Raw genomic sequence first — 22251 nt, forward strand, 5'->3', positions numbered from 1 at the left:
GGGGGCCGCTCGACGCGACCGAGAGGGGCTCTGCCCCTCTCGAGCTCTCCCCACCAAAGGCCGAAGGGCCTTTGGAAACCATGAATTCAGGCACGACGGCTCAAGCTGCGGACTCAAGGGACCAAAGGGGCTCTTCGGCCCTTTGCGGTTGGAGCTTGAGGAGGGCGGAGCCCTCCTCAACCTGCCCTGGTTCAGCCACGCAGCCGCAGCGCCGTCACCGGGTCATCGGTGGTGAAGACATCCACGCCCAGGGCAAAGATGCGCGCGATCTCCTCCGCCGCATTCACCGCCCAGGCGCCGGCGGACAGCCCGGCGCCGCGGATGGCCGCGACGGACTCCGCGTCGCAGCTTTCCACCCGCAGTCCGATGCCGCCGATGCCCAGCGCCCTGGCCGCGGCGATGGCGCCCGCCAGCCCCGCCGCCTGCTGCATCGCCGGCGCCAGCAGCCAGATGGTGGGCGCATGCGCCGCTGCCTCCGCCACCAGCGGCGCCTGGAAGGAGGTGAAGACGCAACGCCCCGCCATCCCCGCCGCGTCCAGCACCTGCATCGCCCGCCCCAGCAGCCCGGGATAGGGCTGGCCCGCCCCATCCGCCTTCAGCTCGATGCGCAGCGAGATGGGCGTCGGGCGAAAAAGCTCCGCCACCTCGGCAAGACTTGGCACCGTCTCGCCCGCCGCGCCCTTCAGCCGCACCCGGCGCAGCTCGGCCAGGCTCCGCGCCCGCACCGGCCCCTTCGCCTCCGTCGTGCGGTCCAGCAGCGGGTCGTGGATCACCACCGGCACGTCGTCGGCCGAGAGGTGCAGGTCGAACTCCACCTGCTCCACCGCCAGCGCGGCGGTGGCGCGGAAGGCGGTGGGACTGTTCTCCGGCCACAGGATGGCGCCGCCGCGATGGCTGGCGATGGCGGTGCGCGTCGTGCTCATCCGGGCAGCATGTCCTTCAGGATGCGCCCGAAGGCCCCGAGCCGGGTGGCCGGCGGCGGCGCCGGCGGGGCAGGGGACCGCACCAGGCTGGGCGGCCAGCGCAGCCGCACCTCCATATCGTTCAGCGGGGCGTAGCGCGGCGTCAGCTCCAGCCCCCGCAGCGCTGGCGGCAAGGGCAGCGGGTCGGGGCAGCCATCCTCCGGCGCCAGCCGCAACGCCACGCTCTGGTGCAGCCTCTCCCCGGTGCGTCCCGGCGCGGCGAAGGGCCGGCGCGGCTGGGTGCCGCGTGCCTGCCAGATGAGGCCGGAAGCACTGTCATGCACCGCGCCCATGCCCCAGCAGGTGCGGCGGTCCTGGCGCAGCGCGAGGTAGTCCTCGTCGATCGCCAGCAGGGGGTCGACCTGCCCGGCCATCCAGGCGAGTGCGATGTCCGACAGCCCGTGGTCGTTGTAGCCGCCGCCGACATCGGAATGCGCCCCGGCGAACCACATCTGCCGCAGCTCCTGGCTGGCCGGTGCATCCGGCGCCTGGAACCAGATGGCGGGGGCGAAATCCACCCGCCGCTCGTCCAGCGCCAGGGCCTGGAAGGCGTGCGCCACATGCGGACCGAGTTCCGTATCGTGGAACTGGTAGAAATGGGCGAAGGCGGCGTCGAGGTTGCCGGGAATGCCGAGTGAGCCCACCGTGTCGAAGACGCCGAGGCATTGCACCGGCACCGGCGCATGCCGGTCCGGGAAGCGGGCCCGCGCGTCAGGGATGCCCGGCTCCGACTTCCGCCGGTAGCCTTCCCACAGCGTGGCGAAATCATCCATGTCCCGCTTGTGCAGCAGCCCGGCCCAGCCGATCAGCCCGGCGACGCTGCGCACCGTGTAGGCGCCGCGGGAGAAGCCGAAGAGGAAGATCTCGTCCCCCTCGCAGTAATTATGCGCCAAGAAGGCATAGGCGTCCCGCACGTTGCGCGAGAGGCCGAGGCCGATGGCGCCGCCGATCATCTGGTCCACCACGCCGCCCGTGGTGCCGACGCCGGCGTGGTAGTAGACGATCTGCGGCACGAGGCTCGGCCCGCGCGTGTCGTTCGGCAGGATGGCGCGGGCGATGCGGGTGACGTTGGTGAAATCCTCCGCGCTGTCGGCGTCGTTCCAGGTGCCGTCGCAGCAGATGACCAGCCGCTTGCGATAGGCCATGCCCGCCCCCCTTACACCCTTCTGGAAGTAGAAGGATGCCAGGCGGCGGCGCGCAGCGGCAATGGGCTGCGCGCCGCGCTCAGCGCCGGCCGCGCAGCAGCGCCATGACCAGCGCGCCGGCGGCGGCGGGCACCAGCCAGTGCGTTCGCCCCTCCGGTTGCGGTGCCGGGGCCTCCGCCGTCTCCTCCACCTCATGCAGCCCGGCCCAGGCGCGGGTGAACTCGGCCCCCAGCAGGAAGATCTGCGCCGAGTAGTAGACCCAGAGCAGCACGCCCATCAGCGCCCCCGCGGCACCGTAGGTGGAAGCGACGCTGCTGCTGCCGATGTACCAGCCGATCACCGACTTCCCGAGGGTGAAGAGGAAGGCGGTGACCAGCGCGCCCACCACCACGTCGCCCCAGGCCACCGGCCGGTTCGGCAGGATCTTGTAGATGGCGGCGAAGAGGGCGGCGACCAGCAGGAAGGACAGCCCGAAATTCGCCAGGCCCAGCAGCAGCAGCACCTCCGGCACCACCCCGCCGGCCCAGCTGCCGAAGGCGGAGAGCACGGCGCTGGCAACCAACGAGGCAAGCAGCAGGAAGCCGGTGGCGATGACGGCGAGCAGCGCGGCGAGCTTCGCCCGCAGCACCCGCGTCACCGCATCGCCCGGCGGCGGGGGCGCGCGCCAGATGGCATTCAGCGAGGATTGCACCTCCCCGAACACCCCGCTGGCGGTCAGCAGCAGGGTGACGATGCCGACGACGGTGGCGATGGTACCGGAGGTCTTGTTGCCGGCGCCGGCGATCATCGCCTCCACCGCATCCGCCCCGGCCTTGCCGAGCAGGCCCTGGAGCTGCTCGGAGATGACGCCATGCACCGCCGCCTCGCCGAAGACCAGGCCGGCGATGGCAGTGGCGATGACGAGGAGCGGGGCGATGGAGAAGACGGTGTAATAGGCGATCGCCGCGCCACGGCTCAGCGCATCGTCCTCGATATAGCCTTCGACGCTCCGGCGCAGGAGCGTCCAGATCCGTCGCAGCATCGCCCTCACCGCCCGGTGCAGCCGCGGGCAGAACGAGGCTGGCGCGCTGCGGTTGCCGGGGCGCCGCCCTCGCCGCAAGGCGGGGGCGAGGGCAGGGCTGGGGCGGTCCCGGCAGTTCGCGCAGCGCGCCAGGGGCGCGCGACCAGCCCACCCCTCACTCCGGGGCGCGGGGAAAGGGAAGGTCGCGGCCTTCGGCCGGCCAACCCGCCGGGCGCGGGGGGATGGCGCCGCACATGCCGGAGCCGACGCCCTTCAACCCTCTCCTGGCTGCGGGGCAGGGTCGGCCTTGACCAGCCGGCCCTCGCGGAAGCGGAGGGCGCGGCCGTGATACTGCGCGACGGCCGGGCGATGGGCGATGGAGACCAGGGTGGCGCCGGGCAGCCTCTCCTTCAGCAGGGTGTAGAAGCGGGCCTCCGCCTCGGGGTCCAGGCTGGCCGTCGCCTCGTCGAGGAAGAGCCAGTCCGGCTTCACCAGCAGGGCGCGGGCCAGGGCCACCCGCTGCTGCTCGCCGCCCGAAAGCTGGCGGTCCCAGGCACCTTCCTCGTCCAGCCGCGGGGCGAGGTGGCCGAGCCCGGCCTCCGCCAGCGCCGCCAGCACCTCCGCCTCCGGCACCTCCGCCGCGTCCCGCGGGTAGCAGAGGGCGTGGCGCAGCGTGCCGAGCGGCAGATAGGGGCGCTGCGGCAGGAACATCACCCTGGCCCCTGCCGGCACCCGCACCCGGCCGGCGCCGAAGGGCCAGATGCCGGCGATCGCCCGGAACAGGGTGGATTTGCCCGAGCCGGAAGGGCCGGTGACCAGCACGGCCTCGCCCGGGCCGATGGTCGCCGCCGCACCCTCCAGCAGCACCCGGCCATCCGGCAGCGCCAGGGTCACCCCCTCCAGCGCCAGGTCCGGCCGTGCCTCCGGCGCCGCCGCCACCCCGCCCTGGGCGGCCCGGGCGGTCGCGATGGCGGCGCGGAAGCCGGTGAGGCGCAACACGGTCGCCCGCCATTCGGTGAGGGCGGCGTAATTGTCCACGATCCAGGAGAGCGCCCCCTGCACCTGGCCGAAGGCATCGGCGGTCTGGGTGAGGCCGCCTAGCGGGATGGCGCCGCTGAAGAAGCGCGGCGCGGCGACGATGAAGGGAAAGACGATCGCCACCTGCGTGTAGCCGGCGGTGAAGAAGGTCAGCCGCTTGGTGGCGACCATGATGGACCACCAATTATCCATCAGCGCGTGGAAGCGTGTGAACAGGCCGCGCTTCTCCCCGGCCTCGCCGCGGTAGAGGGCGATGCCCTCGACATTCTCGCGGAAGCGCATCAGCGCGAAGCGGAAATCCGCCTCCACCCGCTCCTGGTGGAAGTTAAGCCGAATCAAGGGCTTGCCGATGGCATGCGCCAGCAGCGTGCCGAGCACCGCATAGAGCAGCGCCACCCAGACCATGTAGCCCGGGATCTCGATGCCAAGGAGGGCGAGCGGGCCCGAGAGCGCCCAGAGCACGAGGATGAAACTGAACAGCGTCACCACCGAGCGCATCAACCCGAGGCCGAGGGTGAGGGTGGAATCGACGAAGAGGCGCAGATCCTCCGCCACCCGCTGGTCAGGGTTGTCCGTCCCCGGATCGGTCAGCGCCACGCGGTAATAGGCGCGGTCGGCCAGCCAGCGGTCCAGCAGCTCCCGCGTCATCCAGGCGCGCCAGCGGATCTGCAGCGCCTGGCGGAGATAGAGGGCATAGACCGCGATCAGGATATAGACCACGGCGATGAGAATGAAGCCCGGCATCGGGCCGCTCTCGGTCTGCCGCCACCAGAGGAGCAGGGCCCAGAAGGCCGCGGCGTCCTTGTCCTGCAGGCTGTTGAAGAACTCCCGGTTCCAATAGCTGAGCAGGACGTTCATCCCAACCAGGGCAAGGTTCAGGACGATGACGACGCCGAGCAGCAGCCAGGCGCGCCCGCGCTCCTCGCTGCGCCAATAGGGGGCGGCGAGCGCCCAGGCATCGGAAAGGAAAGTGCCGAGGCGGCGCATGCGGCGGTCCCCAGGAAACGGCGGTGGGGCCGCTAGAGCATGCTGCGTTCGCGTGCGCTCACGCAGCATGCTCCAGGCCGTTGTTCTGCGAGCATCTTCACGCGTTCAGATGATCCCATCTGAACGCGATCTGCTCTAGCATGGCGGAGCTGGAATGGAAACGGGACGCGGGGCGCAAGGCGCGGCGCCGAATGGCCCGCCGCGGCGCCTTGCCCACGAAGCCCATGGCGGCCTTCGGCGCCGGCGTCCCGGGCGGCAGGGCCCGACCCGCTCGCCCGGGGGGAAGCGGGCCGGGCCCGCAGGGGCCGGGGGCAGCTCGCCCCGCGGCCCCTGCGAGTGGCGTGCGAGGCGGGCGCGGCCTTGCCGCGGCGCCCGCCTCGGGCCTCAGGCGGCCGAGGCGTCGATCCAGCCCACGCAGCCATCCGGCCGCCGGTACACCACATTCAGCGCGCCGGAGGCGCTGTTGCGGAACATCATCACCCCCTGCTCGGTGTGATCCAGCTGCATCGCCGCCTCGCCCACCGTCATCTGGGCGAGCTCGGTCGGCCGCTCGGCGACGATCGGCGGATGCGCGCCATTGGCGCCATCGGCCAGGGCGCCATCCTCCACGCCATCGGGCACGCCATCGGGCGCCTCCTCGCCCTCGCTATCCGGCCGCAGCACGGCCGCCACCGCCGCATCGCGCTCCTCGGCGAAGCTGCGCGCATGCTCGTTCACCCGGCGGCGATAGCGGCGCAGCCGCTTCGCGACATGGTTCGCCGCCACCTCGAAGGCGCGATGGGCATCGGTCCCTTCGCCCTCCCCGCGCATGAACAGGTTGCGGCCGGCCTTCAGGTTGATGTCGCATGCGAAGAACGCGGCCAACTTGCCCTTGGCGTCGCGGCGGAAGGTGACGTTGGCCTCCAGCGCGTGGTCGAAATATTTCCGGGCGATGCTCTCAAGCCCTTCACGGACACGCTGCTGCAGCGCTTCGCCGGTCTCGACCTGCTTGCCTGCGACGGTGATGTGCATATGGGCTTCGCTCCTTTCCCTGTTGTCGGGAAAGACCGGCCCGGCAATGCGGCGGCCCGGCTTGCACCCCAGGATCTTGCTACCCAGGGTAGCAGCGCGCGGACGAGCCGCAGAGATCACGCCTGGCGGCATGCCCGCCTCCGCGGACGGAATCGGGCAGCGCCCGGGCGGGATCAGGCCGGGACGGCCTTCTCCCGTTTGCGCTGCACGGAGGATGGGATGCGCAGCGCATCCCGGTATTTGGCCACGGTTCGGCGGGCGATGTCCACGCCTTCCTGTCGCAACCGATCCACGATCGCATCATCCGAGAGGACCGCCTCCGGGTCCTCGGCATCGATCATGGCGCGGATGCGGTGACGCACCGCCTCGGCGCTGTGTGCCTCGCCGCCCAGGGTCCCGGCGATGGCGGTGGTGAAGAAGTATTTGAGCTCGAAGGTCCCGCGCGGGGTCGCGATGTATTTGTTGGCGGTGACGCGGGAGACGGTGCTCTCGTGCATCTCGACCTGCTCCGCCACGTCGCGGAGGATGAGCGGGCGCAGATGCTCGACCCCGTGCCGGAAGAAGCCATCCTGGCGACGGACGATTTCCTGCGCCACCTTGATGATGGTGGTGGCGCGCTGCTCCAGGCTCTTCAGCAACCAATTGGCGCTCTGCAGCTTCTCGGCGAGGAAGGCCTTGTCCTCCCGGTTCCGGGCGCCGACCTGACAGCGCGCATGGAAGCCGCGATTGACCAGGACGCGCGGCAGGGTCTCCGGATTGAGCTCGAGGATCCAGGCGCCGCTTTCCGCGAAATCCGGGGCGCGGCGCATCAGCACGTCCGGCACCACGGCGGGGGCGGGGGCAGCGTCGAAGCTCGCGCCCGGCTTCGGGTCCAGCCGCTTCAGCTCGGCGATCATCTCCGCCAGATCCTCGGCATCCACGCCGCAGACCTGCATCAAGGCCAGCCGGTCCCGCCGCGCCAGCAGGTCCAGATGGTCGAGCAGCGCCTGCATCGCGGGGTCCAGTCGGTGCCGCTCGGCGAGCTGGACGGCGAGGCATTCCCGGAGGTCGCGGCAGAACATGCCGGTCGGGTCGAAGCGCTGCATCCGGGCGCGGATGGCGGAGACCCGCTCCACCTCGCAGCCCAGGGCCTGGGCCAGTGCCTCATCCGCCACCGCCAGCCGCCCGGCCGGGTCCACCAGGGCGACGAGCTGCGCCGCGATCAGCCGGTCCCGCGGGTCCCGGAAGGTCAGCCGCACCTGCTCGCCGAGATGCTCCCGCAGCGTCCTGCCGCCGCCGGCCAGGTCCTCGACGCCGGAGAGGTCGTCGGCGAAATCGGCGCGGCCGCCGCGGCCATAGGGGCTTTCATAGCCGCCGCTGTCATAGACATTGTCCCACTCGGCATCGAGCGGGCCGGCAGAGGGCTCCGGCAGCGCGTCGGAGGTCGCGGCGGCGTGGCTGTCCGGCGCTTCCGGCTGGGCCGGCAGCGGGTCCACCCGATGGCCGGCATCGGGGCCGGGCAGGGGCCGCTCGTCGCGCTCCAGCAGCGGGTTGCGCTCCAGCTCCTCCTCGACGAAGGCGGTGACCTCGAGGTTGCTCGACTGCAGCAGCTTGATGGCTTGCCGCAGCTGCGGCGTCATCACCAGCGACTGCGACTGCCGCAGGTCGAGGCGCGGTGCGAGGCTCATGCCGCGCCCCTCCGGGCCCGAAGGCAGGCGCAGGGGCGGCCCGCCTGAAGGCGGCAGGGCTGGGATATGTCGCCGGCGCCGTGGTGCATCGCGCTACAGGCTGAACCTCTCGCCCAGATAGACGCGCCGCACCCCCTCATGCGCCACGATGTCCTGCGGCGCGCCTTCCATCAGCACCTTGCCCTCGTGCAGGATGTAGGCACGGTCGATGATCTCGAGCGTCTCCCGCACATTGTGGTCGGTGATCAGCACGCCGATGCCGCGGTCCTTCAGATGCTTCACCAGGTCGCGGATCTCGCCCACCGCGATCGGGTCGATGCCCGCCAGAGGTTCGTCGAGAAGGATGTAGGAAGGGTGAGTGGCGAGCGCCCGGGCGATCTCGCAGCGCCGCCGCTCGCCGCCCGAGAGGGCGAGGGAGGGGGCGCGGCGGAGATGGGCGATGCCGAATTCGGCCAGCAGCGCATCCAGCATCTGCTCCCGCCTATCGCGCAGCGGCTCCACCACCTCGAGCGCCGCGAGGATGTTGTCCTCTACGGACAGGCCGCGGAAGATCGAGGCCTCCTGCGGCAGGTAGCCGAGGCCGAGCCGGGCGCGGCGGTACATCGGCAGCATGGTCACGTCATGCCCGTCCATGACGACGGTGCCCTCATCCGGCTGCACCAGGCCGGTGATCATGTAGAAGGTGGTGGTCTTGCCGGCGCCGTTCGGGCCGAGCAGCCCGACCGCCTCCCCCCGCTTCAGGCTGATCGAGACGTTCCTGACCACCGGCCGCTTCTTGTAGCGCTTGCCGAGGCCGGTCGCGACCAGCCCGCCCTCCCCGGGCAGGGCGCGCAGCGGCGCGCTCCGCGGCATGGGCTGGTCCATCATGGCCGGCGCTCCCCCCCGGGCTGCGGTTGCGACTGGGACCGGGGCCGGGTCTCGCCCGGCTCCGCGACGCCTTGCTCGCTGTTCGGCACCACCAGGCCCTGCACCCTCGCGCCGGGGGCGGAGACCAGCCGGGCCACGCCCGTCCTCATGTTCACGATGGCTTCCCGCCCATTCAGCTGGTTCTCGCCGCGGGTGATGCGCACCTGGCCGAGCAGCCGCGCCATGCCGGTGGCGGCGGAATAGACGCCGCGGTCGCCGCGCACCACCTCGGTCGGGGTGCGGATCTCGACATTGCCGAAGGCCTCCACCCGGTCCAGCCGGCCGGAGCCCGGCACCTCCCGCTCGCCCGGCGCCGCGACCGGGCGCGGGGCAGGGGGGCTGCCGGGCGCGTCGAGGAAATAGGCGACCAGGGTATCGGCCGTGATGCGGCGATCCTCCACCGTGTCCACCACCACGGCATTGCCGCGGGCCACGGCCATCCTGCGTTGGGACCAGTATTCCAGGCTGTCCCGCGCGGTGATGCGCTGCTGCGGCGTGTCGAGGCCGAGGTCGCGCCCGGTCAGCACCAGCACCGCCTGGTCGATATCGTAGACAGCGCGGTCGCCGCGGGCGGTATCGGTCGGGGTGGCGATGCGGACGCGGCCCTCCGCCTCCAGCCGCCAGATCTCGCTGGCGCCGCCGGTGGTGCCTTCCGCCCCCGGCGGGCGGGTGGCGGCCGGGGTCGTGCCGGCGGACGGCGCGCCGGGCTGGGCCGCACGGGCCTGGTCGCCGCCGCGCGGGCGGTAGCGCGCCAGCAGCCGGTCGCTGGTGACGACCACGTTGCCGCGGGCGGCGCGGGCATTGCCGCGGGCGATGACCACCTGCTCCGCCTGGCGCCATTCGATGCCGTCGCTGGCGGTGACGTCGATCGGGCCACCCTGGCTGAGGTCGATCCCCTGGGCGAAGGCCGGGCCGCCTGGCAAGGGGCTGCCCAGCAGGGAAGCGGTCAGCAGGGCGGCGCGCAGGCCGGGCCGGGTCATTCGCCGCCCTCCAGCACCGCATGGGATTGGCCGGTGAAGAGGATGACGGCGCCGCGCTCGGTCAGGCGGAACCCCTCCGCCGTCAGCGTGCCGAAGCCGCCCTGGGCCGCCACCGGGCTGTCGCCGCTGGCGCTGCCGGCCTCGATCTCGACCGCGGCGGTCTCGGTGACGAGTTGGGTGCCGTCGTCATGGTTGATGGTCACCTCGCCGGCGAGGTCGAGATGCTGCGCCGGGCGGTCGAACCGGCCGCGCCGGGCGCTGAGATGCACCCAGGCGCCATCGGTCAGGGTGATGTCGGCGCGCGGCGCGTCCAATTCCAGGATCTCGGCGCTGCCCGGCTGCTGGCCGACCAGGGCGGTGACGGTGAAGGGGCGGTTCTGGTCGTCGATGCCTTGGTAGCGCGGATTGACCACACGCAGCGCCTCCGCCCGCGGCTGCACGGTGCGGCGGAAGGAGACGCGGGAGCGGTCCTCATTGCCCTCGAGCTCCGGCCAGAAGGCGACGGCGGCGAGCAGCAGCAGCGCGAGCGCCGGCAGCAGCCGCTTGGTCCAGCGCACGAGGAAGCGGCGGCGGGCGAGCTGGCCGGAGGTCGGCGCCCGGCGCTGCCGCGAGGGGGCGAGGAGGTGGCGGCCCGGCAGCACCATGCTACGGCCGGCCGGGCCCGGGCCCGGGCGCGGCCCGGTCTGGTGCGGGATCACCGCATCCCCCTCGGGGCTGGGGCCGCGCTGCGGCCGGGGCGCCGGGCCGGGGCCTGGCGCCGCGATCGGGCCGGGCCGGGAAGGGTCTGCGAAGCGATCACGCCCGATGTATGGGGCGCGCCGGTTCACCGGTCAACGTTCCTCTGGTGCGCGGGACAAAAATCATGCCAAAGCCGCGGCAGAGGCCGCGGGCTCGCCTCAATGGGCGAAGATGTCGGGGTCCTCATAGCCCAGCAGGTCGAGGGCGCCGCGGGTGGGCAGGAAGCCGAAGCAGGCCTCCGCCAATTCCAGCCGGCCTTCACGCCGCAGCAGCGCCTCCAGCTTCGCCCAGAGCGCATGCAGGTGGAGCACGTCCGAGGCGGCATAGGCCAGCTGCTCCGCGGTCAGCTCCGGCGCGCCCCAGTCGCTGCTCTGCTGCTGCTTGGAGATCTCCACCCCCAGCAGCTCCTTGCAGAGATCCTTCAGCCCGTGCCGGTCGGTGAAGGTGCGAACCAGCTTGGCCGCGACCTTGGTGCAGATCACCGGCCGGACGGTGATGCCGAGATGGAGCTGCAGCACGGCGCAATCGAAGCGGGCGAAGTGGAAGAGCTTGGCGGTGGCCGGGTCGGTCAGCAGCCGCTTGAGGTTCGGGCAATCCGCGCCGCGGCCGCCGAGGGCGGGCGGGATGATCTGCACCAGATGCGCATTGCCATCCCCCGCCGAGAGCTGCACCAGGCAGAGCCGGTCGCGATGCGGGTTGAGGCCCATGGTCTCGGTGTCCACGGCCACCACCGGGCCCAGGTCGAGATCCTCGGGCAGGTCGTGCCGGTGCAGGCGAATCACGGCGGGGCTCCTGGTGCGGGACGCGGGGGCGAAGAGGGTGACCGCCATGGCGAGGCTCCGGCAGGGGAACGTGGCGGTCCGGCGCATCTACCGGCCGGGCCGGCAGCGTGCAAGCCTGGCCTCTGCGCGGCCCCGACGAACTTCCAGCGGATTTCGGACTTTGGAACAGGACCACGGCCCGGGGACCAACCCTGCCGCCTCCGCACCATCCCCGCTACGATGACTAGTTTGAGGGAGATGGTGCCCAGGAAAGGACTCGAACCTTCACGACCTTGCGGTCACTGGCACCTGAAGCCAGCGCGTCTACCAATTCCACCACCTGGGCGTTCACTGCGCCGGAGCGCCGTGGACGGGGGGCGAAATAGAGGCGCGGCGGCCCGGCGTCAAGCACCCTCCTTGGCGGTTTCGCGGCCCCGCCATATGGTCCGCGCCGCCTGGAGAACGGAGAGTCCCTCGGTCATGCGCGGAAGCACGGTTCGGAAGATCGCCACGGTATTCGGAGGCTCCGGCTTCATCGGGCGCTACTTGGTGAAACGGCTCGCCGAGCGGGATTACGTGGTGCGCGTCGCGGTGCGGGACCCGGCCGGGGCCCGCTTCCTGCAGACCCAGGGGCGGGTGGGGCAGATCGTCCCGCTGGCCGCCAGCCTGGGCGAGGCCCCGGCGGTGGCGCGGGCGGTGGCCGGGGCCGATCTGGTGGTGAACCTGGTCGGCATCCTGGCGGAGAAGAAGGCCGGGGATTTCGACCGGATCCACGCCGCCGGCGCCCGCACCGTGGCGGAAGCCGCGGCGGCGGCGGGGGTGGAGCGGCTGGTGCATGTCTCGGCGCTGGGCGCCGACCCGGCCAGCCCCTCCGCCTATGGCCGCAGCAAGGCGGCGGGGGAGGCGGCGGTGCGCGCGGCCTTCCCGGGTGCGACCATCCTGCGCCCCTCCATCGTCTTCGGGCCGGAGGACCAGTTCTTCAACCGCTTCGCCGCGCTGGGGCGGATGCTGCCCTGCGTCATGCCCGTGATCGCCGGGGGCACGCGCTTCCAGCCGGTCTATGTCGGGGATGTCGCGGATGCCGTTGTGGCGGCGGCGGAGCGGCCGGAGGCGGCGGGCCAGACCTATGAGCTGGGCGGGCCCCGCGTGATGACCATGCGGGAGGTGCTCGCCTATGTGCTGGAGGCAACGGGCCATCGCCGCCGGCTGGTGGAACTGCCGGAGGCGCTGGTGAAGCTGCAGGTGGCGCTTGGCCGGCTGCTGCCCAACCCGCCGCTGACTGAGGACCAGCTCCGCATGCTGCAGCGGGACAATGTGGTGGCGGAGGGGGCGCCGGGCTTTGCTGCGCTGGGCCTGCACCCGAAGGCGGTGGAGGCGGTGGTGCCGGGCTATCTGGCGCGCTTCCGCCCCGGCGGTGGCCGCCGGCCGGCCTTCGCAGGCAGCTAGGTCCGAATCGGTCGTTTATCTCCAGCTTGGCTGGCGGAGATGATCCGTTGGCGAGCCCGTTGCTGGAAGTAAGGACAGAATTTCTGTCCTAACGACCAAAAATCACTGGCGCTCCGCCGCGCGGGCTCGTAAAGCTGCGGCGTACCTGCCGGCAAAGCCCGGGGGATGTCGCCTGGCCTCGTTTCGGCTGCGGCGCGCCCCGGTCTCACCCCCATGCCGGCTGCCTCGAGGGACCCGTCATGGCCGAGCGCATGCTGCAATTCGTCCGCCTCCAGCAGGCCCAGCCGGAGAAACGCGACATCGCGGCACGGCGTTCGGATTTCGGCGAGATCTACCGTGAATTCGCCGCCGAGGCGGCCAGCCAGCAGGCCAGCCGCTGCAGCCAGTGCGGCGTGCCCTTCTGCTCCGTGCATTGCCCGCTGAACAACAACATCCCGGACTGGCTGAAGCTGACCGCCGAAGGCCGGCTGGAGGAGGCCTATGAGGTCTCCGCCGCGACCAACACCTTCCCCGAGATCTGCGGCCGCATCTGCCCGCAGGACCGGCTCTGCGAGGGCAATTGCGTCATCGAGAAGGGGTTCGAGAGCGTCACCATCGGCGCGGTCGAGAAATACATCACCGACACCGCCTGGGAGCGCGGCTGGGTGGCGCCGCCGACGCCGCGGGCCGAGCTGCCGCAGTCCGTCGGCATCATCGGCGCCGGACCGGCCGGGCTGGCGGCGGCGGAGCGGCTCCGGCTGCGCGGCTATCAGGTGCATGTCTATGACCGCTACGACCGCGTCGGCGGGCTGATGATCTACGGCATCCCCAACTTCAAGCTGGAGAAGGAGGTGGTGCTGCGCCGCTGGCAGCAATTCGAGGCAGCGGGCATCCAGTTCCACCTGAACCTCGCCATCGGCCAGGACGTGTCGCTGGCCGAGCTGCGGGCGCGGCACGACGCCGTCTTCATCGCGACGGGCGTGTACAAGGCGCGCGACATCGACTGCGTCGGCAGCGGGCTCGGGGGCATCGTCCCGGCGCTCGACTACCTCACCGCCTCCAACCGCGACAATCTGGGCGACACCGTCGAGGCCTTCGCCTCCGGCGCGCTGAATGCCAAGGGCAAGCGGGTGGTGGTGGTGGGCGGCGGCGACACCGCCATGGATTGCGTCCGCACCGCGGTGCGGCAGGGCGCGGCCTCCGTCACCTGCCTCTACCGGCGGGACAAGGCGAACATGCCGGGCTCGATGCGCGAGGTGAAGAATGCCGAGGAGGAGGGCGTGGAGTTCACCTGGCTCGCCGCGCCGGAGGCCTTCCTCGGGGATGACAAGGTGACCGGGGTGCGGGCGGTGCGCATGCATCTCGGCCTGCCGGATGCGACGGGGCGGCAGCAGGTGGCGCCGATCGCGGGCTCCGCCTTCACCATCCCCTGCGACCTCGCCATCAAGGCGCTGGGCTTCGATCCGGAGGACCTGCCTACCGCCTTCAACGAGCCGGGCCTGCCGGTGACGCGCTGGGGCACGCTGAAGGTGCACCACCGCACCATGATGACCGAGCTGCCCGGCGTCTTTGCCGGCGGCGACATCGTGCGGGGCGCGAGCCTCGTGGTCTGGGCGATCCGCGACGGCCGCGACGCGGCGGAGCAGATCGATGCCTATGTGAAGGCGAAGGCGCAGCAGGCGCTGGCGGCGGAGTGAGAGCCATGGAAAACGGGCAGCAATTCGTGGATGCCTTCCGCGCCAACACCACGGCGCTGGCCGATGCGCATCTCGACCTCACCGAACACGATGCCTGCGGCGTCGGCCTCGTCGCCGCGCTGGATGGCAAGCCGCGGCGGGAGGTGGTGCAGGCCGGCATCGACGCGCTGAAGGCGGTGTGGCACCGCGGCGCCGTGGATGCCGACGGCAAGACCGGCGACGGTGCCGGCATCCATATCGAGATCCCGCAGGATTTCTTTGCCGAGGTGGTGCAGCGCGGCGGCGACCGGCTGCGGCCCGGCCGCATCGCCGTCGGCATGGTCTTCCTGCCGAAGACCGATCTCGGCGCGCAGGAGCGCTGCCGGCAGATCGTCGAGACCGAGATCCTCGCCGCCGGCTACGCCATCTACTCCTGGCGCCAGGTGCCGATCAACGTGGAGTGCATCGGCGAGAAGGCGAACGCGACCCGGCCCGAGATCGAGCAGATCCTGATCTACGATCCGGAGCAGCGCGATACCGCGCTCTATGAGCGGGACCTCTACGTCATCCGCCGGCGGATCGAGCGCCAGGCCATCGCCTCGCAGATCCCGGAGCTCTATCTCTGCTCGCTCTCCTGCCGCTCGCTCATCTACAAGGGCATGTTCCTGGCGGAGCATCTGACGGAGTTCTATCCGGACCTGCTGGATGAGCGCTTCGTCAGCCGCTTCGCGATCTACCATCAGCGCTACTCCACCAACACCTTCCCCACCTGGCGGCTGGCGCAGCCCTTCCGGATGCTCGCCCATAACGGCGAGATCAACACCGTCCATGGCAATGCCAATTGGATGAAGTCGCACGAGACGCGGCTCGCCCATCCGCTGCTCGATTCCTATCTCGAGGAGATCAAGCCGGTGGTGCAGGCCGGCGGCTCGGACACCGCAACGCTCGACAACGTCTTCGAGCTGCTGGTGCGCGGCGGCCGCGACGCGCCCATGGCCAAGGCGATGCTGATCCCGGAGAGCATCGGCAACAACGCCACCATGCCGGAGGCGCATCGCGACCTCTTCCTCTACTGCAACGCCGTGATGGAACCCTGGGACGGCCCGGCGGCCATCGCCGCGACCGATGGACGCTGGGCCATCGCCGGCCTCGACCGCAATGGGCTGCGCCCGCTGCGCTACACCGTCACCGCCGACAGGCTGCTCATCGTCGGCTCCGAGACCGGCATGGTGAAGCTGCCGGAGGACCGGATCGTGGCCAAGGGCCGGGTCGGGCCGGGCCAGTGCATCGGTGTCGATCTCGATGAGGCGCAATTCTTCGGCGATGCCGCGCTGAAGGACATGCTCGCGGCCCGCAAGCCCTTCGGCCAGTGGACCGAGCGCACCACCCGCATCGACGGCATCGTCAGGGCGGATGGGCATGAGCCGGAGCTGTTCCGCGGCGAGGAGCTGCGGCGCCGCCAGCTGGCCGTCGGCTACACACTGGAGGAGCTGGAGACCATCCTGCACCCGATGGTGGAGGAGGCGCAGGAGGCCGTGGGCAGCATGGGCGACGACACGCCCATTGCCGTGCTCTCCGGCCAGTATCGCGGCCTGCACCATTATTTCCGCCAGACCTTCAGCCAGGTGACCAACCCGCCCATCGACAGCCTGCGCGAGACGCGGGTGATGACGCTGAAGACCCGGCTCGGCAATCTCGGGAACATCCTCGACGAGGACCCGACGCAGTGCGACATGCTCATGCTGGACAGCCCGGTGCTGTCCAATGCCGAGTTCGCCGCCATGCGCCAGTACATGGGCGCCAATGCCTGCGAGGTGGATTGCACCTTCGCGGTGGCCGAAGGCGAGGCCGGGCTGCGCCGCGCCATCGACCGCATCCGGCGGGAGGCGGAGGAGGGCGTGCGCAGCGGCTGCGCCCATGTCATCCTGACCGATGAGCATCAGGGCGCGGAGCGGGCGCCAATCCCGATGATCCTCGCCGTGGGCGGCGTGCACACGCACCTGGTGAAGACCTCGCTGCGCACCTTCACCAGCCTCAATGTCCGGGTCGCGGAATGCGTGGATGTGCACTACTTCGCCGTGCTGATCGGCGCCGGCGCCACCACGGTGAACGCCTATCTGGCGCAGGAGAGCATCGCCGACCGGCATCGCCGCGGGCTGTTCGGCGAGGTGAAGCTGAAGGACTGCGTCGCCCGCTACAAGAAGGCGGTGGACAAGGGGCTGCTGAAGGTGATGTCGAAGCTCGGCATCTCCGTCCTCTCCTCCTATCGCGGCGGCATGAATTTCGAGGCCATCGGCCTCTCCCGCGCCCTGGTGAACGAGTTCTTCCCCGGCACGCCCAGCCGTATCTCCGGCATCGGCCTGTCCGGCATCGCGCGGCGCGTGCTGGCGCTGCACCGCACCGCCTGGGATGCGGATGTCGTGACCCTGCCGGTCGGCGGCCTCTACAAGTTGCGCAAGCGCGGCGAGAACCACGCCTTCGACGGCAGCCTGATCCACACCCTGCAGCGGGCGGTGGAGACGGAGAGCTACGCCATCTTCAAGCGCTACTCGGAAGCGGTGCGGAAGCTGCCGCCCGTCGCGCTGCGCGACCTGCTGGATTTCCGCAGCGAGGGCCGCGTGGCGGTGCCGCTCGAGGAGGTGGAGAGCATCACCGAGATCCGCAAGCGCCTGCTGGCGCCCGGCATCTCCCTCGGCGCGTTGAGCCCCGAGGCGCATGAGACGCTCTCCATTGCGATGAACCGCATCGGCGCCCGCTCCGACAGCGGTGAGGGCGGCGAGGACCCCGCCCGCGCCCGGCCGCGCGCCAATGGCGACAACGCCAACAGCGCCGTCAAGCAGATCGCCTCCGGCCGGTTCGGCGTGACCGCCGAATATCTGAACAATTGCAAGGAGATCGAGATCAAGGTCGCGCAGGGCGCCAAGCCCGGTGAGGGCGGCCAGCTTCCGGGCTTCAAGGTGACGGGGCTGATCGCGCGGCTGCGGCATTCGACGCCGGGGGTGACGCTGATCTCCCCGCCGCCGCACCACGACATCTACTCGATCGAGGATCTGGCGCAGCTCATCTACGACCTGAAGCAGATCAACCCGGACGCCTCGGTCTGCGTGAAGCTGGTCTCGCGCAGCGGCATCGGCACCATCGCGGCCGGCGTTGCCAAGGCGAAGGCGGATGCCATCCTGGTGTCCGGCCATTCCGGCGGCACCGGCGCCTCGCCGGTCTCCTCCATCAAATATGCCGGCCTGCCCTGGGAGATGGGTCTCTCGGAGACGCACCAGGTGCTGCAGCTCAACCGGCTGCGCCACCGGGTGAAGCTGCGCACGGATGGCGGCCTCAAGACCGGCCGCGACGTCGTCATCGCCGCCATGCTGGGCGCCGAGGAATTCGGCATCGGCACAGCCTCGCTCGTCGCCATGGGCTGCATCATGGTGCGGCAGTGCCACAGCAACACCTGCCCGGTCGGGGTCTGCACCCAGGACGAGACCCTGCGGCAGAAATTCACCGGCTCGCCGGAGAAGGTCATCAACCTGTTCAGCTTCGTGGCAGAGGAGGTGCGGGAGATCCTCGCCGCCCTCGGCTTCCGCAAGCTGACGGACGTGATCGGCCGCACCGACCTGCTGAAGCAGGTCAGCCGCGGCTCGGAGGATCTCGACGACCTCGACCTGAACCCGCTGCTGGTGAAGGCGGATGCGGGGCCGCACGCGGCCTACTGCACGCTGGAAGGCCGCAACGAGGTGCCGGAGACGCTGGACGCGGACATGATCCGCGACGCCCAGCCCCTGTTCGACCGCGGCGAGAAGATGCAGCTCGCCTACAACATCCGGAACACCCACCGGGCGATCGGCACCAAGATCAGCAGCCGCATCGTCCGGAAGTTCGGGATGGCCGGGCTGCAGCCGGGGCATCTCACGGTCCGGCTGCGCGGCACGGCGGGCCAGTCCCTCGGCGCCTTCGCGGTGCGGGGCCTCAAGCTCGAGGTTTTCGGCGACGCCAATGACTATGTGGGGAAGGGGCTCTCCGGCGCCACCATCGTGGTCCGGCCAGGACCCTCCTCTTCCCTGGTCTGGAACGAGAACACCATCATCGGCAACACCGTCCTCTATGGCGCGACAGCGGGCGAGCTCTTCGCCGCCGGCCAGGCCGGGGAGCGCTTCGCGGTCCGCAACAGCGGCGCGACGGCGGTGGTGGAAGGCTGCGGCGCCAATGGCTGCGAGTACATGACCGGCGGCACGGTCGTGATCCTCGGGCCGGTGGGCGACAATTTCGGCGCCGGCTTCACCGGCGGCATGGCCTTCCTCTACGACGCGGACGAGACCTTCGAGAAGCGGCTGAACCCGGAGACACTCCTCTGGTCCCGTCTGGCCTCGGCGCATTGGGAAGGGGTGCTGAAGGCGCTGGTGCAGCGCCATGCGGCGGAGACCGGCTCCCGCCTCGCCGCGCGGCTGCTGAATGACTGGCAGGCGGAGCGCGGCCGCTTCTGGCATGTGGTGCCGAAGGAATACGCCAAGTACCTGCCGCAGCCGATGCAGGACGCCGCGGCGGTGGCGGCCGAATAGGTCCGGACGGCCGGCGGGGGCGAGATTTCCCCGCCGGCCGCGTGTCCCCTGCTTTTCCGCTGCCCGTCAGGGTGGCATAAGCCGGCCTGTGCGTATCCTTCATCACCTGCCGCTCTCGCCCTTCTGCCGCAAGGTCCGCCTGGCCATGGCGGAGAAGCGCATCCCCTTCGAGCTCAGGACCGAACGCGTCTGGGACCGCCGGCCGGAATTCCTGGACCTGAACCCGGCCTGCGCCGTGCCGGTGCTGGTGGAGGAGACCGGCCTCGCCATCTCGGACAGTTCCGCCATCTGCGAATACCTGGATGAGGCCTATCCCGACCTCAGCCTCTATGGCCGCACCCTGGCGGAGCGGGCGGAGGTGCGGCGGCTGGTCGCCTGGTTCGACGGCAAGTTCAACGCCGAGGTCACCCAGAACCTCTATTACGAGAAGCAGCTCAAGCGGCTGCTCGGCCGCGGCAACCCGGATTCCGGGGTGATCCGGGTGGGCTATGCCAATATGCGCCCGCACCTCGAATATCTCGGCTGGCTGGCGGAGACGCGGGCCTGGCTGGCCGGCAACCAGGTGAGCCTCGCCGATTTCGCCGCCGCGGCGCATCTCTCCACCCTGGACTATATGGGGGAGGTGGACTGGTCGCTGAACGACGCGGCGAAGGAGTGGTATGCGCGGCTGAAGTCCCGCCCTGCCTTCCGCCCGCTGCTGGCGGACCGCATCAGCGGCATGAGCCCGCCGGCGCATTACGCGGACCCGGATTTCTGAGGCTCCCCACGACGTCGCCGCGCGACGCCGCGGGGCCCCGGAGGCGCTGAGCGATCGGCGTGTCGCACGGCCTGCGACCGCAAAGCCGCGGCAGGGCAAGGGTCAGGGGCTGGAGCGTGATCGGTTGCGGCCGGATCGCTCAAGCCTTGAAGCACGCAATCAAATAATGGGCTGGAGTGGAGGGGTGGGCGAGCGAAGCGTAACCGGTCACGCCCTGCTGCCTGCGTGCCGGCTCCTCGCCGGCCGTCGCAACAGCACGCCCATCAGCCCCGCCGCCAGCGCCAATTGCGCTGCCACCAGCAGGAAGGGCCAGTCCCAGCCCCCGCTCGCCCGCACCAGCGCGTAGAACCCCGCCGGCCCGGCGATGTAGCCGCAGAACACCAGCAGGGTGGAGCCGCTGGTGGCGTCCGAGATGTGCTCGGGCGGGGCCAGTCGGGCGATCTCCGCCATGACGATGCCGTTCCAGCTGGCGCAGAGCCCGCCATTCAGCACCGCCAGCAGCATCAGCCAGGGCATGCCGGCGTCGGCCGGCAGCAGCACCAGCGCCACCACGCAGAGTGCCGCGGCGTAGGCCTGCCACGCGAGGTTGCGCGCCGCCTGGCCGGTGCGGTCGGCCAGCCAGCCCAGCAGGATGCGGGCGAAGATGCCGGTGCCCTGCAGCACCGCGAAGACGCTGCCGGCGGCCACCAGCCCCAGCCCATGCGTCTCCACCAGCCAGGAGACGCAGAAGGTGAAGAGGCAGCCCTGCGTCACCGCGAAGGCAAGGCCCAGCAGGCTGAGCGGCAGCAGCATCCGGTCTGCCCGCAGCGCACGGAAGGGTGCCGCCAGGTTGCCGCGGCCGAACAGCGCGGCTGGGGAGACGGCGCGGCTCCGCTCCCGCTCCGCATCCAGCCGGGCGCGCACCGGCTGGATGGCGAGCAGCGCCACCGCCGCCACGGCAGCGGCCAGCAGCACCGCCGCCAGCCAGCCCCAGGCGGCCGCGACGGGCGCCGCCAGCAGCCCGGCGAGCGAGCCGCCCAGCGGCGCCCCCGCCTGCTTGACGGAGAAGATCAGCGTGCGGTGCCGCGGCGGCACGGTGGCGGCCAGGATGCGGCTGCCCGCCGGCGGCGTCGGCCCGTAGCCGATGCCGAGCAGCAGCGAAGCGGCCAGCAGCGCCAGCTTCGTGCCGAACCCCGTCAGCAGCAGCCCCGCCAGGGCGATGGAGGTGCCGATCTGCAGCGCCCGCACCGGCCCGAACCGTGCCAGGATCGCCCCGCCGAACAGCAGGAACAGCACCGTGCCCGCGGCGGTGACGGCGGTGAGGGGGCCGATGCTCTCCGGCGCCAGCCCAGCCTCCGCCGTCAGCAGCGGCGCGATCACCGGCAGGGTCTGGCACAGGCCGGACGCCACGGCCTGCATCAGCAGCGTGGCGGCGAGCGGCGCCACCCAGGCCGGCGTGGAAGGGGGCGGCATGGCGGGGGTGGGCGAGGCGTCGGCCATTGCCGTCACGGTAGCATTCCCGCTCTGCGCCGCAATCTTGCCAGCGCCGCCCACCGGGGCGAAAACCCGCCCCGACGTTCAAGGAGGGTGGCATGCCGCAGGGAAGCGGACCGGTCGGGTTCATCGGGCTGGGAATGATGGGGTTGCCCATGGCGCGCAGCCTGCTGCGCCAGGGGCGCAGCCTGGTGGTCTGCGACGCCGATCCGGTGGCACGCCAGGCGGTGGCGGAAGGCACGGCGCCCGGCGCCGTGGCCGTGGCGGAGACGCCCGCGGCGGTGGCGGATATCGCCGACATCATCGTGCTGATGCTGCCGGACAGCAATGTGGTCGCCGCGGTGATGGAAGGGCAGGGCGGGCTGCTGCCCGGCCTGCGTCCCGGACAGGTGGTGATCGACATGGGCTCCTCCCGCCCCGGGGAGACGCGGCGGCTGGCGGCGCTGGCCGCCTCGCGCGGCGCCGCGCTGCTCGACGCGCCGGTCTCCGGCAGCGTGGTGAAGGCGAGGGCCGGCACGCTGGCCATCATGATCGGCGGCGATGACGCGGCCTATGCCAAGGCGGAGCCCGTGCTGCGCGGCATGGGAGAGACGCTGATCCGCACCGGCGCGGTGGGCAGCGCGCACGCCATGAAGGCGCTGAACAACTATGTCTATGCCGCCGGCCTGCTGGCGACGGCCGAGGCGCTGCGCATGGCCGAGGCCTCGGGCCTCGACCTCGCCATCTTCGCCGACGTGCTGAACGCCTCCTCCGGTCGCAACGTGGCGACCGAGACCAAGGTGAAGCAGGAGATCCTGCCCGGCCGCTACCAGGGCGGCTTCCAGCTCGGCCTGATGCGGAAGGACCTGGAGACCGCCGGCAGCATCGCCGAGGAGACCGGGGTGCAGGCCGCGGCGCTCGCCCTCTGCCGCGGCCTCTGGAACGAGGCCGTCGCCGCGCTCGGGCCGAAGGCCGACAACACCGAAATCCACCGTTTCCTCGGAGATCGTCGCTGATGCTGACCCGTCGCGCGGCACTCGCCGCCCCGCTGATGCTGCCCGCCCTGGCCCGGGCCCCGGGCCAGGCCGCCGCCTGGCCGGACCGGCCGATCCGCCTGGTCGTCGCCTTCCCCGCCGGCAGCGTGACGGACACGCTGATGCGCCACCTGTCGGAGCCGCTCTCGCGCGAGCTCG

16 protein-coding genes and 1 tRNA gene are annotated in these 22251 nt (G+C 71.3%); 5 read left to right on the forward strand and 12 right to left on the reverse strand.

Annotation, left to right across the window (positions count from 1 at the left end; translation table 11 throughout):
- Window positions 1-191: 191 nt before the first annotated feature.
- From NJ376_RS20290 to NJ376_RS20340, 11 genes are all read right to left on the reverse strand, one after another.
- Complete coding sequence (locus NJ376_RS20290) at window positions 192-923, reverse strand: glycerophosphodiester phosphodiesterase family protein (protein WP_252955112.1); 732 nt, start codon at window positions 921-923, stop codon at window positions 192-194.
- Window positions 920-2107 carry a T6SS phospholipase effector Tle1-like catalytic domain-containing protein gene (locus NJ376_RS20295; RefSeq protein WP_252955113.1) on the reverse strand — a complete coding sequence of 396 codons (1188 nt, stop codon included), beginning with the start codon at window positions 2105-2107 and terminating at the stop codon, window positions 920-922. Before NJ376_RS20295 ends, NJ376_RS20290 begins: the two co-directional genes overlap by 4 nt.
- A gap of 79 nt (window positions 2108-2186) precedes the next feature.
- Window positions 2187-3128 carry a YihY/virulence factor BrkB family protein gene (locus NJ376_RS20300; protein ID WP_252955114.1) on the reverse strand — a complete coding sequence of 314 codons (942 nt, stop codon included), beginning with the start codon at window positions 3126-3128 and terminating at the stop codon, window positions 2187-2189.
- A 252-nt stretch (window positions 3129-3380) separates the two neighbouring features.
- Window positions 3381-5132: an ABC transporter ATP-binding protein/permease gene (locus tag NJ376_RS20305; RefSeq protein WP_252955115.1), complete on the reverse strand. Its 1752-nt coding sequence runs from the start codon at window positions 5130-5132 to the stop codon at window positions 3381-3383.
- A 384-nt stretch (window positions 5133-5516) separates the two neighbouring features.
- Window positions 5517-6143, reverse strand: a complete 627-nt coding sequence (gene hpf, locus NJ376_RS20310; RefSeq protein ID WP_252955116.1) for a ribosome hibernation-promoting factor, HPF/YfiA family — start codon at window positions 6141-6143, stop codon at window positions 5517-5519.
- 173 nt (window positions 6144-6316) lie between these two features.
- Window positions 6317-7810 carry an RNA polymerase factor sigma-54 gene (rpoN, locus tag NJ376_RS20315; protein ID WP_252955117.1) on the reverse strand — a complete coding sequence of 498 codons (1494 nt, stop codon included), beginning with the start codon at window positions 7808-7810 and terminating at the stop codon, window positions 6317-6319.
- 93 nt (window positions 7811-7903) lie between these two features.
- Complete coding sequence (gene lptB, locus NJ376_RS20320; protein ID WP_252955118.1) at window positions 7904-8677, reverse strand: LPS export ABC transporter ATP-binding protein; 774 nt, start codon at window positions 8675-8677, stop codon at window positions 7904-7906.
- Window positions 8674-9696 carry an LptA/OstA family protein gene (locus NJ376_RS20325; protein WP_252955119.1) on the reverse strand — a complete coding sequence of 341 codons (1023 nt, stop codon included), beginning with the start codon at window positions 9694-9696 and terminating at the stop codon, window positions 8674-8676. Before NJ376_RS20325 ends, lptB begins: the two co-directional genes overlap by 4 nt.
- Complete coding sequence (lptC, locus tag NJ376_RS20330) at window positions 9693-10340, reverse strand: LPS export ABC transporter periplasmic protein LptC (protein WP_252955120.1); 648 nt, start codon at window positions 10338-10340, stop codon at window positions 9693-9695. The genes NJ376_RS20325 and lptC overlap by 4 nt, the downstream gene beginning before the upstream one ends.
- 252 nt (window positions 10341-10592) lie before the next feature.
- The gene (locus tag NJ376_RS20335) at window positions 10593-11264 is read right to left on the reverse strand and encodes a ribonuclease D (protein ID WP_252955121.1); all 672 of its coding nucleotides are present in this window, start codon (window positions 11262-11264) and stop codon (window positions 10593-10595) included.
- A gap of 190 nt (window positions 11265-11454) precedes the next feature.
- Window positions 11455-11541 (reverse strand) — tRNA-Leu (locus NJ376_RS20340).
- Window positions 11542-11675: 134 nt separating this feature from the next.
- Between NJ376_RS20340 and NJ376_RS20345 the strand changes: the two genes are divergently transcribed.
- The 4 genes from NJ376_RS20345 (at window position 11676) to NJ376_RS20360 (ending at window position 19606) form a co-directional block, all read left to right on the forward strand.
- Entirely contained in the window at window positions 11676-12641 is a 966-nt protein-coding gene (locus NJ376_RS20345; RefSeq protein ID WP_252955122.1) for a complex I NDUFA9 subunit family protein, read from the forward strand.
- Between the two features lie 239 nt (window positions 12642-12880).
- A complete protein-coding gene (locus NJ376_RS20350; protein ID WP_252955123.1) occupies window positions 12881-14317 on the forward strand; it encodes an NAD(P)-dependent oxidoreductase in 1437 nt (478 codons plus the stop codon).
- A 5-nt stretch (window positions 14318-14322) separates the two neighbouring features.
- The gene (gene gltB, locus NJ376_RS20355; RefSeq protein ID WP_252955124.1) at window positions 14323-18849 is read left to right on the forward strand and encodes a glutamate synthase large subunit; all 4527 of its coding nucleotides are present in this window, start codon (window positions 14323-14325) and stop codon (window positions 18847-18849) included.
- Window positions 18850-18937: 88 nt separating this feature from the next.
- Window positions 18938-19606, forward strand: coding sequence for a glutathione S-transferase family protein (locus NJ376_RS20360; RefSeq protein ID WP_252955125.1), 669 nt, complete (start codon window positions 18938-18940; stop codon window positions 19604-19606).
- Between the two features lie 207 nt (window positions 19607-19813).
- Here NJ376_RS20360 and NJ376_RS20365 read toward each other — a convergent pair whose 3' ends face one another.
- Complete coding sequence (locus tag NJ376_RS20365) at window positions 19814-21085, reverse strand: MFS transporter (RefSeq protein ID WP_252955127.1); 1272 nt, start codon at window positions 21083-21085, stop codon at window positions 19814-19816.
- A 92-nt stretch (window positions 21086-21177) separates the two neighbouring features.
- On the opposite strand from NJ376_RS20365, the gene NJ376_RS20370 reads away from it, so the two are divergent.
- Window positions 21178-22074 (forward strand): NAD(P)-dependent oxidoreductase, encoded by an 897-nt coding sequence (locus NJ376_RS20370; protein WP_252955126.1) that lies wholly within the window; start codon window positions 21178-21180, stop codon window positions 22072-22074.
- The last annotated feature ends 177 nt before the right edge of the window (window positions 22075-22251 follow it).

Source organism: Siccirubricoccus soli (assembly GCF_024178315.1).
In the GTDB taxonomy this organism is placed as follows: domain Bacteria; phylum Pseudomonadota; class Alphaproteobacteria; order Acetobacterales; family Acetobacteraceae; genus Siccirubricoccus; species Siccirubricoccus soli.